The organism is Asticcacaulis sp., assembly GCF_027484505.1.
Classification (GTDB): Bacteria; Pseudomonadota; Alphaproteobacteria; order Caulobacterales; family Caulobacteraceae; genus Asticcacaulis.
Genome location: NZ_JAIXSV010000007.1, coordinates 25,951 through 38,269, shown reverse-complemented (window position 1 = coordinate 38,269; position 12,319 = coordinate 25,951). Strand labels below are relative to the sequence as shown.

The following is a 12,319-nucleotide window of genomic DNA, read 5'->3' as shown; positions in this document are numbered from 1 at the left end:
GACGGGCCTTACAGCATCCGCTGGAGCGGTCAGATCGTGCCCCCGGCAGCAGGCACCTATCGCCTTAAGGTCTTTGTGGATCGCTGCTGGTCCTGCGAGAGCAACCAGCACGATGAGGTGCGCCTCTATCTCGATGACCAGCCCGTCATCGTCGATACGGGCGACGGCAAGTCGCTGGAAACCGAACTGACCTTCGACAGCGCCGCCGCGCGCCGTCTGCGCCTTGATTACCGCCATGTAGGCGGCGACTGGGGCGTGCGCCTGCAATGGATCGCCCCGGCGCAGCCGCAGATCGACGAGGCGGTCAAGGCCGCGCAGGCCGCCGACGCCATTGTCGCCTTTGTCGGCCTTTCGCCCGACATCGAAGGCGAAGAACTTCAAATTCTGGTGCCGGGCTTTGACCGCGGGGATCGCACTGACCTCGGCCTGCCGCGCACGCAGGAGGACCTGCTGAAGGCGGTCAAGGCGACGGGTAAGCCGTTGGTCGTGGTGCTGATGTCTGGTTCAGCGGTGGCGCTCAACTGGGCCGATGCCCACGCCGATGCCGTGGTGGCCGCCTGGTATCCGGGCGAGGCGGGGGGCACGGCCATTGCCCGCACCCTGACCGGCGAGTCCAGCCCCTCCGGACGCCTGCCCGTGACATTCTACCGTTCGGTGCAGGATTTGCCGCCGTTTATCGACTACCGCATGGAAGGGCGCACCTATCGCTATTTCAAGGGCAAGCCGCTCTATCCGTTCGGCCACGGCCTGTCCTACACGCAGTTTAGCTATAGCGATCTGAAACTCGATACGTCCACATTGACGGCGGGTCAGCCGCTGCGCGTCAGCGTGCGCGTGCGCAACAGCGGGCAACGCTCGGGTGATGAGGTGGTGCAGCTTTATGTCAAACGGCCCGATGCCTTCGGTCTCAATGCCTCACTGGCGGCCTTCTCGCGCGTCAGCCTCAAGGCGGGTGAAAGCCGGACGGTCGTCATGACCATTGACCCGCGCGACCTGAGCACGGTCACGCTTGAGGGGGATCGCGCCATCCGGGCCGGGGCCTACAGCCTGTCGGTCGGTGGGGGTCAGCCCGGCTTTGCCCCGACCCTCAACGCCGATTTCTCGATCACCGGCCAGATGCCGCTACCGAAATAACCAAAGGATATGACGCTCATGATTGATCGCAGACAGATTCTCGGCGGGCTGGCCGCCTCGGCAGTGACGCTCGGTTTTTCAGCCGGTGACGCCAGCGCGGCCCCGTCGCGCTTTACGATAAAGGACGACCAGTTCCTGCTGGATGGGCAGCCTCTGCACCTGATGGCGGGTGAGATGCACTATCCGCGCATCCCGCGCGAGCTATGGCGCGACCGTCTGCGCAAGCTGAAGGCACTGGGGCTGAACACGCTTTCGACCTACACCTTCTGGAGCGCGCACGAGAAAAAGCCGGGTGTCTATGATTTCAGCGGCAATCTCGATGTTGCCGCTTGGGTGAAGATGGCGCAGGAGGAGGGGCTGCATGTCCTGTTGCGGCCCGGCCCCTATGCCTGTGCGGAATGGGATAATGGCGGCTATCCGGCGTGGTTTCTCAATGACCCGGACATCCGCCCGCGTTCGCTCGACCCGCGCTATATGGGGCCGGCGGGGCAGTGGCTGAAGCGGCTGGGTCAGGAGGTGGCGCACCTTGAGATCGACAAGGGCGGCCCGATTCTGATGACGCAGGTTGAAAACGAATACGGCTCCTATGGCAACGACCTCAACTATATGCGCGCCGTCCGCGATCAGGTGCGTGCCGCCGGATTCAGCGGTCAGCTCTATACGGTCGATGGGGCGGCGGTCATTGAAAACGGCGCCTTGCCGGAGCTGTTCAACGGCATCAATTTTGGCACCTATGATAAGGCGGAGGGTGAATTTGCGCGCTATGCCAAGTTCAAGACCAAGGGCCCGCGCATGTGTACCGAACTGTGGGGCGGCTGGTTCGACCATTTCGGTGAGATGCACTCCAATATGGAAATCCCGCCTTTGATGGAAAGCTTGAAATGGATGCTCGATAACCGCATCAGCTTCTCCTTCTACATGCTGCACGGTGGCACCTCGTTTGCCTTTGACGCCGGGGCCAATTTCCATAAAACTCACGGCTATCAGCCGGATATTTCGAGCTATGATTACGACGCCATGCTTGATGAGGCCGGGCGCGTCACGCCGAAATACGAGGCGGCGCGGGAGCTGTTCCGTCGCTACCTGCCGCCGGAGCGCTTCACCCCTCTGCCGACGCCGGAAAAGGCCCTCAAAATTGAACGCTTTACCTTGCGCGAAACGGCCCCGCTGTCGCAGCTTTACCCAAAAAGCGTCAGTCATCCCCAGCTGAAAACCTTTGAGCAGATCGGCCTGCCCCATGGCTTGATGCTCTACAGGCACACCGCCAAGACCGCGCTTTCGGGCCATCTGAAAGCGGCTGAGGTGCGCGACTACGCCCTCGTCAGCGCCGGACAGGCGCGCGTCGGGACGCTGGATCGCCGTCTGAAAGAGACAGAGATTGAGGTGTCGCTTAAGGCCGGTGAAACGCTTGAGTTGCTCATCGACGCCATGGGCCACATCAACTATGGTGACCAGATCGGCAAGGACCAGAAAGGCCTGATCGGGCCGGTCACCCTAAACGGTAAGACCCTCACCGGCTGGGCGCATCAGGGCATACCTCTCGATGATCTGAGCGCCTTGCGCTTCAAACGTCAGCGCGTCGAAGGCCCGGCCTTCTATCGTGGCACGTTTGAAACCTCCGAAGCGGGCTTCACCTTCCTGGACCTGCGGGGCTGGGGTAAGGGCTATGTCTGGGTCAACGGGCACAATCTGGGCCGCTACTGGTCTGTCGGGCCGCAGCGCGCTGTCTTCGTCCCGGCCCCCTATCTTAAGATCGGTGTCAATGAGGTGGTGGTGCTTGATCTCCACGATCAGGGCGAACGCTCGCTGGCCGGTTCGGGATCGCAGATCTGGGACCTGCCGGGTCTGGTAAAAGGATAGGGGCGATGCAGCGCAGACAATTCCTCACCGCTTTGGGGGCAACCAGCTTCGCGGCATTGGCGACGCCCGCTGTGGCCGAGATTCCGCCCATGTCGCCTCAGGTGGCGTCCGGCCTGCGGCTGCCGCCGCAACAGCGTGGTTTCCGCTCGGCGGCGGTCGAAGCGACCATCGCCAAGGCCCGCCGCGCTATCCGTAATCCGGCTCTGGCGCGGCTGTTTGAAAACGCCTACCCGAACACGCTCGATACGACGGTTGAGCTGGGCGAGGTGGATGGCAAGCCCGACACCTTCGTCATTACCGGCGATATCAAGGCTCTCTGGCTGCGCGATTCGTCGGCGCAGGTGACGCCCTATCTGCCGCTGGTGACGGAGGACAAGGCGCTGCAACGCCTGTTTGTTGGCCTGATCCATCGGCAATCGCGCTGCATCCTGATCGACCCCTATGCCAATGCCTATATGCACGACCCCAAGGCGCGCACCAACCTGTCGTGGTCGCAGACCGACTTTACCGACATGAAGCCGGGCGTGGCCGAGCGCAAGTGGGAAATCGACTCGCTGTGCTATCCGGTGCGGCTGTCCTATCTTTACTGGCGGCAGACGGGGGACGTCAGCGCCTTTGACGACACCTGGCGCGCTGCCATGCACACGGTGGTCGATACCTTCCGCGTACAGCAGCGCAAAGAGAATAATGGGCCGTATCGCTTTCAGCGCACGGCGTCCGAACCCACCGAGACGCTGGCGCGCGGCTATGGGGCCCCGACGCGCAAGGTCGGTTTGATCCATTCCGGCTTCCGTCCGTCCGACGATGCCTGCCTCTATCCCTTCCTCATCCCGGCCAATCATTTCGCGGTCGTGAGCCTGCGGCAACTGGCGCAATTGGCGGAACCCGCGGGGCTGGGGGCCGCATTTGCACAGTCCTGTCTGGCGCTGGCGCAGGAGGTCAGTGACGCCCTGAACGCCTATGGTCGCCTCAGTACGTCGGACGGTGGCGACATGTGGGCCTATGAGGTCGATGGCTTCGGCAATGGCCTGTTCATGGACGACGCCAATGTGCCGAGCCTGCTCAGCCTGCCCTATCTGGGGGCCTGTCGTATTGACGACCCGCTCTATCAGCGCACCCGCCGCGCGGTGTTGAGCCGCCGCAACCCCTATTATTTTGAGGGCAAGGTGCTGTCCGGCGTCGGCAGCCCGCATTCGGAGCCGGACACGGTGTGGCCCATCGCCCTGATGATGCAGATACTGACCACGCAGGACAAGGCGGAGCAACGCGCCTGCCTTGCGGGGATTTTGCGGGCCTCGGCCCCGCGCGGCTTCGTCAATGAGTCGGTGCATAAGGATGACGCCAGCCATTTCACCCGCTCATGGTTTGCCTGGGCCAACAGCCTGTTTGGAGAGACGGTGCTGACCCTGATGCGGACCGCCCCCGACCTTCTGTGACCTTGTGATTTGCCGCGATAACCCGCGACTATGGAGTGCCTTTCGATGATCAATCGCCGTTCGCTTCTGGGGGCCGCCTCGGTGGCCTCCGTCCTGCCGGTTCAGTCTCTGGCCGCTGAAGACGACCTGTGCGCCCATGTCGATCCCTTTATCGGCACGGGCGGTCACGGCCACACCTATCCGGGGGCGACCCTGCCGTTCGGTATGGTGCAGTTGTCGCCGGACACCAGCAATAATGGATGGGATTCCTGCTCCGGCTATCACGTCAAGGACGGCTCGATCATGGGCTTTTCGCACACCCACCTGTCGGGGACGGGCTGCGCGGACATGCTCGACTGTCTGGTGACGCCGCGCACCGGGCCGGTGGTGCTCAATCCGGGCGAACCGGGTCAGATCGAAGGTAGCTACCGCTCGCGCTACGCCGATGAGGTGGCCAGCCCCGGCTACTACGCCGTCACCCTGACCGACAGCCGCGTGCGCGCCGAACTGACGGCCACCTTGCGCACCGGCCTGCACCGCTATGTCTTTCCGACAGGCGAGGCGGGGCACCTTTTGATCGACTGGGCCCACGGGCAGCGCAACTGGTGGGAAAAATCGCCCGCGACCAAACTCGACAACACCAGCCTGCGCCTGATTGGCAATGACACGCTGGTGGGGGGGCGTCAGGTCTTCATGTGGGCGGGTGGGCGCTGGATCTTCTTCGCCCTGAAACTGTCGCGGCCGTTCAGCCGGGCCGAACTTTATCAGAACGACGCCCCGATCAGTGGTACGGAGGTTGCCGGTGGCAAGCTGAAATGCGCCCTGCATTTTGATGATGCGGGTGCGGCCCCGCTGCTGGTCAAGGTCGGGATTTCAGCGGTCGATATCGACGGCGCGCTCAGAAACCTTGAGGCCGAACAGCCGGGCTTTGATTTTGAAGGCACGCGGCGGGCGGCGCATCTGGCGTGGCAGGGCGAACTGTCGCGCATCCGCGTGGACCTCAGCGATCCCAATGACCGCAAGGTCTTCTATACGGCCCATTACCACAGCCTGCTGGCGCCGACCCTGTTTTCGGACGTCGATCGTCGCTATCGCGGCATGGACAATCAGGTGCATAGCCTGAAACCCGGCGAAGAAAATTATTCGACCTACAGCCTGTGGGACACCTATCGCGCCGCGCATCCGCTCTACACCCTGACGCAGGGACCACGCCTGCCCGGCATGATCGGCGGTCTGGCGCGCATGGGGCAGGAAAGCCCGGCAGGCGCGCCCATCTGGCCGCTTCAGGGGCGCGAAACCGACACCATGATCGGTTACCACAGCGCCGCCGTTCTGGCCGAAGCCTGCGTTAAGGGCGTGCCCGGCGTAGACTATAAGGCCGCCTATAAGGTGATCCGCAAGCGCGCCTTCGATGACGATGTGCACGGCTTTGGCCTCTATCGCCAGTTGGGCTATATCCCGGCGGACAAGGTCGATGAATCCGTGTCGCGCACGCTTGAATTTGCCTATAGCGACTGGTGCGCCTCCAAGCTGGCGGCAGCGGTCGGCGCGCATGAGGATGCACGCAAATTGCGTGAACGTTCAAGAAATTATCGCAATCTCTTTGACTCGTACATTCACTTCATGCGCGGTAAAAAGGCCGACGGTTCCTGGGTGACGCCCTATTTCCCGCAGTCTTTGGGCCACGATCAGAAGCGCTGGCGCGACTATACGGAAACCAATGGCTGGCAGGCGACCTTCCTCAATCAGCACGACCTCTATGGCTATATGCAGATGTTCGGCGGCGAGAAGGCCTTTGAGGCCAAGCTGGATGCGCTGTTTAATGCCCCGTCTGACCTCGATCACGGCTCGCTGGACGACATCAGCGGGCTGGTCGGGCAGTACGCGCACGGCAATGAGCCCAGCCACCACGTCGCCTATCTCTATGCCTATGCCGGGGCCTTGCCGAAAACCCAGTCGCGCGTGCGGATGCTGATGAAGGCCATGTACCGCGCTGAGCCCAACGGGCTGGAGGGCAATGAGGATTGCGGCCAGATGAGCGCCTGGTACGTACTGAGCGCGCTGGGCCTGTACACGGTTGATCCGGTCAGCGGCGTCTATGTCTTCGGCTCGCCTCTGGTCAACCGCGCCCGCCTTGCGCTCGGTAACGGGCGGCATCTGAGCATCGTCGCCGATGGTAACGGGCCGGATAAGGTCTATGTCAGCGGCGTGCGCCTGAACGGTAAGGCGTGGAGCCGGTCGTGGATTGCCCACGACACCCTGATGCGTGGCGGCGAACTCCGCTTCCTGATGAGCGCCACGCCCAACCCGGCCTTCGGGGCGCGGCTGGCTGACCGCCCGCCGTCCTTCGTGTGATGCGACGCTTCCTGTGCTTCTGTGTGTGGCTGTGCCTGTCGGCGTCACAGGCGGTTGCGGCCAACCTGATCACCGCGCCGGACGCCAGCCCGCAGGCCCAAGCCACGACGGCGTGGTTCCGGGAGGAGCCGGTGCTGGGTGCCTTAAAAGGGCAGGTGGTGCTGGCGCAGCGGTCGCAGGTAGCGGCGCTTTTACCACCCAGGGTGCGCGTTGCGTGGCAGGACTGGAGCCGCACCTTGCCGACCGCACGACCCGAAGCCTATGCGCTGTTTTCCAAAGACAACTGGCTGATCATCGCCGGTGACGATGATCGTGGCCTGATGTTCGGTATGGGCCATGTCCTGCGCAAGGCGGCGCAGGGGCGGGTGCGCGGCCTGCCGCTCTATGTGGTGCCTGACAAGGCCATTCGCGCGCATCAGATCGGCTACCGTTTCAAGAACAACAGCTATGACGCCTTTACGCTGCCTATGTTTGAGCGCCACCTGCGCGACCTTATCGTGTTTGGCACCAATGGCCTGCAATGGATCGCGCCCATTTCAGACGACGCCGCCGAAAGCCCGCTGTTTCCGGCACCTGCGCTGAACACCCTGATCGGGGTGTCGCGGCTTACGGAGCGCTATGGCGTCGATTTTCACCTCTATTACCCGCAGATGATGGCCGACTATGGCGACCCGACACAAAGGGCGGCGGAACTGACGCGCTTTGAGGCGCTGGTGCGCGCCACGCCGCATATCAGCAGCCTGTTCGTCCCCGGCGGCGACCCCGGCCATACGCCGCCGGATATTCTGTTCCCGCTGATCCGCGACGAAGCGGCGATCCTGCGTCGCTATCACCCCAAGGCGACGGTGTGGGTGTCGGCGCAGGGCTTTGACCGCGCGCAGTATGAGCGCTTCTACGCCCTGATGGCAGAAGAAAATCCATGGTTGACGGGTGTCTTTGTCGGGCCGCAGTCGCGCGACACCGTGTCGGTGCAGCGGGCCCGCATTCCGGCGCGGTACAAGGTGCTTTTCTATCCCGACATCGCCCACACCCTGCACGCGCAGTTCCCGGTGCCGGGCTTCGATCCCGCCTTTGCCCTGACCGAAGGGCGCGAACCCATCAACCCGCAACAGCAGGCCCAAGGCCATATCTATCGCCATTTTGCTGGTGATTTTGAAGGCTTTGTCACCTATTCCGAAGGGGTGACGGATGACGTGAACAAGATGTTGTGGGCGGGGTTCGGCACGGATCGCGCGCAAACATCCGCGACGATTGCTGCGGACTATGGGCGCTATTTTCTGGGGGATGCGCGGTTCGGGGCGGTGCTGGAAGGTTTGGAGCGCAACTGGCGTGGGCCGGTGCGTCTGAACCGCGACATCCCGCGCACCCTGATGACGCTGAGGACCCTGCCGCATCGGGATAATTGGCGGTACGACATGCTGGCCTATCGCGCCGCCTATGACGCCTATGTGCAGCGGCGCGCTGTGGCGGAGACGCAACGTGAAGAAGATGCCTACAAAGCCCTCTCTAAAAACAATTTTCAGGAGGCACGCCGTGCTTTGGCGCCCCCTGACGACGGGAACACACAGGCACTGCGCACAGAGATTCAGACACGGGCCGGACGGCTCTATACGAGCATCGGTCTGCAACTGAGCGTGCGGCTTTATGGGGCGTCCAACTGGGAGCGGGGGGCCAATCTCGACCGGCTTGAGGTGTCGCTGAACGACCGGGTGTGGCTGAGCCGGCAGATGGCTGAGATCGAGGCCCTGCCCGAACCCGCGCGCGCTGAACGTCTGGCGGCGCTTTTACGCCGGGATACACCGCCACCCGGCGGGTTTTACGATGATCTGGGTGATCCGCAGGCGGCACCGCATCTGGTGCGTGGGGCCGACTGGGCCGACGATCCGCAGCGCATGGCGGGGGCCATAGAGAGCATTGCCGACCGCACGCCGGATGATGGCTGGCGGCTGGCGTGGATCACCTATGCCGAGGCGCTGTACGAAACCCCGCTGGAGTTGCGCTATGCCGGGCTCGACCGCACGCGCGCCTATCGGCTGAAAGTGGTGTATGCGGGAGAAGACTATGCCCTGCCGCTGACCCTGATCGCCAATGACACGACGACCCTGCACACGGCCCGCGCCCGCCGCAGCAATCCGGAGACGGTAGAGCTGGACCTGCCGCAAGAGGTCACGGCCACAGGCCGCCTCAGCCTCAAGTGGTTTCGCCCGGAAGGGCTGGGCGGCTCTGGGCGCGGGCGGCAGGTGGCGCAGGTCTGGCTTTATCCGCGATAAGCCGCCTGCGCCGTTTGTTACCGCGTGATAATCCCAACGCCGCTGAAGGCTACGGTCGGCTTGTCCTGCACAGCGCGCGGCAGAACCAGTTTCAGGTAACGCCCCTTATGCGGCGCATCGAAGCGGATGCGCTGTTCGCTGCGGCTATTGGCGATGTTGGAGAATTCGCCTTCGCCTGCGGGTGCAAAGGTTTGGCCGTCAAGGCTGACAGAGGCGACGTAACCCGCCGGTGCGCCCATCTGGGCCACCGTGTTCACGTCCAGATAGATGTCCTGCACGCCGGGCGTCAGGGTAAAGCCCTTGAGGTCATAGACCTTGCCCAGATCAAGGATCAGTTCGGCGGGCTGGCCCTTGCGGCCGATAAAGCCCTTGCCGTCGAGCAGCGCGTTCGGCGTATCGCTGCTGGCCGAGACCATGCGCCAGCCGACCGGGGCGACATCGAACGACACCACCGAGGCCGCGCTCAGCACCTTACGCGCCGGGCTGAAGGCCACGGCCCGCACCTGACCGCCTTCGGGCAGGGGGAAGGGGGCGCTGAACGGCGTCGAAGCGGTTGTCGGCGCGCTGCCGTCCAGGGTGTAGAACAGGCGCACATCGGTTTCGGCGGCACTGAGGCTGACCAGACCGGCGCGGTCGCGTTTGATGACCGGTTCTTCCAGCACTGACGGCATCAGGAACAGGCCGAAATCGCCCAGAATGGGCGAGGCGGCGGCCTTGAGGATGCGGATACGCACCGCACGCGTCGTCACGGGGGCCGACAGACGCGTCAGGCGCTTATAACCGATATAGGTGTGGGTTTGCAGGGTCCGCCAGCGGCCGTTTTCAAGGATGTCGATGGCGAAATCATCGACGCGCACGCCCTTGCGGATGTCTTCGGCGGTACGGATCACGTCAAAGGTCTGCGCCTTGGGCAGGTCAAAGCGAATCCACGCCCCGGCCTTATCCGAGGTGCGCGCGGCCCAGAAGCCATTGGCTTTCAGGGCCTGCGCCGGGCCGAACCCCTCGCCATAGGTCGAGGAGGCCGTCACCTTGGCTCCGGTGGCCAGATTGCGGGCAAAGGTCTTGTCCAGAATGGCTTTCCAGCCTGTGAGCGAGGCCACATCGGCATCGGGCACGCGGCCGCGGCGGTCAGGGGCCAGGTTCAGCAGCAGGGTCGTGCCGCGCCCCACCGACTCGAAGTATACGCGCGTCAGATTGGCGGGCGTGCGCGGGCTTTCGTCCGCGTGCCAGAACCAGCCGGGCCGGATCGAGGTATTGGTTTCCGCCGGGTTCCAGATGTTGCCGCCACGCACACCGGCATTGCCCTTGGCCATGGTGTAGGGGGTTTCATCGACCGTGGGCCAGCAGGGGTCACCGGCCTGACCATGCTCATTGCCGACCCAGCGCACATCCATATGCTCATCGGCAAACATGACGGCGTGCGGCTGGTTTTTGCGCACGATGGCGCGCACGGTGTCCCAGCCGTAATAGGTGAGGGCGTCGATCTTGCGCCGTTCGCGCGCGCCGCCGTAATAGCCGTCACCGCCATTGGCCCCGTCGAACCACACCTCAAACAGTGGGCCGTACTGCGTGGTCAGTTCTTCGAGCTGGTTGTGATAGTATTCGACATAGGCCGGGCGGCCATATTCCGCGTGGTTGCGGTCCCATGGCGACAGATAGACGCCGAACTTCAGACCATGCTTGCGACAGGCTTCGGCCATTTCGCCGACAATGTCGCCCTTGCCGTTCTTGTACGGGCTGAACTTGACCGAATGCTCGGTATAGCGGCTGGGCCACAGGCAAAAGCCGTCATGGTGCTTGGCCGTCAGGATTATGCCTTTCAGACCGCCACCCTTCGCGGCCAGGACGATCTGATCGGCGCTGAAATCGGTCGGGTTGAACAGGCTGACCGGCTCATCGCCATAGCCCCATTCGCGGTCCGTAAAAGCGTTCATGGTGTAGTGCATGAAGCCGTAGGTTTCGAGCCGTTGCCAGTCGTACTGACGCACCGACGGCGTCGCGCCGAAGGGGGCGGGGCCTTTGGGGGCGCGGGCCAGGGCCGGGCCGCCGACCAGACCAGCGAAAACGGACAGGGACAGGGTGCGACGATCCATCATCATGGCCAATTTGCCTCTTTGGTTCATAATTGGTAACACCCTAATTCAGCCGGGATTGATTGCAAGCCTTAAAGTCAGGCGCTTCCCATTTTGCTTTTTAATGCTGAAATCACAGGCATTCGTATGGCCAGCGGGCGCACAGGCGGGTTAGATCAGGGGGGCGGGCGCAGGGATTTCGGTCATAATTGGCCTTAGGATTTTGGCAAGCAAATGTATTTAATATGTATTGTCCGTTCCGGCTGCCATTGATATCGCTACCGTATACGATCTTTATTTTGCGCGTGGGGACAACGCGCAAAGACTTAAAATGCAAACTTCTAATTGACTGAAAGCCAGAAGACCCACATGAAATGGGTAGGAAACGACTGGATGTGACATGAACGAGTCAGCTCTGCGCTCTGCCTTTCTGAAAGATGATGGCGGCCACGCCTACCTGCTTATACGCAATGCCATCCGCGACGAGATCACGGGGGGGAAGCTGAAGCCGGGGGCGGCGCTGGCGCCTGAGCGTGAGTTATGCGTGCTTTATGGCGTGTCGCGCATCACCGTGCGTAAAGCCGTCGAAGGGCTGGTCGAAGAAGGACTTCTGACGCGCACGCGGGGGTCGGGCACCTATGTGTCCATGCCGTCGATTACGCGGGTTGAGAAGAATTTTGCCATTCTTACCTCGTTTTCCGAGGACATCCGCTCACGCGGCTATAAACCGTCCAGCATCTGGCTGAAAAAGACCACCAGCATGACCACGCCCGAAGAGGCGCTAGCGCTCGGTCTGTCGCCGGGGTCGCTGGTCCACCGCTTTCACCGCATTCGCTGCGCCGACGGCGTGCGCGTCTGTCTGGAGTTCGTTGTCGTCCCGGCGCAGTTCCTGCCCTCGGTCGATGTGGTGCAGGAATCGCTCTACGAAGCCATGGCCGCGGCGGGCAGTCGCCCGGTGCGCGCCCTGCAACGCCTGCGCGCCGCGCCTCTCAGCGAGGCACATTCGGAATTGCTCGGCGTACATACGGGGGAATGCGGTCTGTTTATCGAACGCCGCGGCTTCCTGTCCAACGGTACGGCCGTCGAATTCAGCCAGTGTTATTACCACGGTGAAGCCTACGACGTGATCGCCGAACTGGGCTGATCCGGCCTTCTGATCCCAAACCTCTCTTGTTTCTGAGCGTGATCCGGCAGTGGCTCCGAATCGCCGCCG

Annotated in this window: 7 protein-coding genes; 6 read left to right on the top strand and 1 reads right to left on the bottom strand. The window is 62.9% G+C overall.

The annotated features are described in order from the left end of the window. The 5 genes from Q0072_RS00460 to Q0072_RS00440 all read left to right on the top strand — a co-directional run. Positions 1–1,134 (top strand): glycoside hydrolase family 3 C-terminal domain-containing protein (locus Q0072_RS00460; RefSeq protein WP_298324180.1); only part of this gene is annotated, 1,134 nt, incomplete at its 5' end. A gap of 18 nt (positions 1,135–1,152) precedes the next feature. After that, positions 1,153–2,994 (top strand): beta-galactosidase family protein, encoded by a 1,842-nt coding sequence (locus Q0072_RS00455; protein WP_298324178.1) that lies wholly within the window; start codon positions 1,153–1,155, stop codon positions 2,992–2,994. Between the two features lie 5 nt (positions 2,995–2,999). Continuing rightward, on the top strand, positions 3,000–4,430 hold the full coding sequence (locus Q0072_RS00450) for a glycoside hydrolase family 125 protein (RefSeq protein ID WP_298324175.1): 1,431 nt from the start codon (positions 3,000–3,002) through the stop codon (positions 4,428–4,430). Between the two features lie 45 nt (positions 4,431–4,475). Continuing rightward, positions 4,476–6,764 (top strand): GH92 family glycosyl hydrolase, encoded by a 2,289-nt coding sequence (locus Q0072_RS00445; protein WP_298324171.1) that lies wholly within the window; start codon positions 4,476–4,478, stop codon positions 6,762–6,764. Further along, positions 6,764–9,034 (top strand): hypothetical protein, encoded by a 2,271-nt coding sequence (locus Q0072_RS00440; RefSeq protein ID WP_298324186.1) that lies wholly within the window; start codon positions 6,764–6,766, stop codon positions 9,032–9,034. Before Q0072_RS00445 ends, Q0072_RS00440 begins: the two co-directional genes overlap by 1 nt. 17 nt (positions 9,035–9,051) lie before the next feature. On the opposite strand, the gene Q0072_RS00435 is transcribed toward Q0072_RS00440, so the two are convergent. Continuing rightward, positions 9,052–11,133, bottom strand: a complete 2,082-nt coding sequence (locus tag Q0072_RS00435) for an alpha-L-fucosidase (protein ID WP_298324169.1) — start codon at positions 11,131–11,133, stop codon at positions 9,052–9,054. A gap of 373 nt (positions 11,134–11,506) precedes the next feature. Between Q0072_RS00435 and Q0072_RS00430 the strand changes: the two genes are divergently transcribed. Next, positions 11,507–12,250, top strand: a complete 744-nt coding sequence (locus tag Q0072_RS00430; protein ID WP_298324164.1) for a GntR family transcriptional regulator — start codon at positions 11,507–11,509, stop codon at positions 12,248–12,250. Positions 12,251–12,319 lie beyond the last annotated feature (69 nt).

Excerpts from the sequence above, each read along its gene's own strand:
- Q0072_RS00430 (WP_298324164.1), top strand. The coding sequence starts at position 11,507 with ATGAACGAGTCAGCTCTGCGCTCTGCCTTTCTGAAAGATGATGGCGGC.
- Q0072_RS00450 (WP_298324175.1), top strand. The coding sequence starts at position 3,000 with ATGCAGCGCAGACAATTCCTCACCGCTTTGGGGGCAACCAGCTTCGCG.
- Q0072_RS00445 (WP_298324171.1), top strand. The coding sequence starts at position 4,476 with ATGATCAATCGCCGTTCGCTTCTGGGGGCCGCCTCGGTGGCCTCCGTC.
- Q0072_RS00455 (WP_298324178.1), top strand. The coding sequence starts at position 1,153 with ATGATTGATCGCAGACAGATTCTCGGCGGGCTGGCCGCCTCGGCAGTG.
- Q0072_RS00440 (WP_298324186.1), top strand. The coding sequence starts at position 6,764 with ATGCGACGCTTCCTGTGCTTCTGTGTGTGGCTGTGCCTGTCGGCGTCA.
- Q0072_RS00435 (WP_298324169.1), bottom strand. The coding sequence starts at position 11,133 with ATGATGATGGATCGTCGCACCCTGTCCCTGTCCGTTTTCGCTGGTCTG.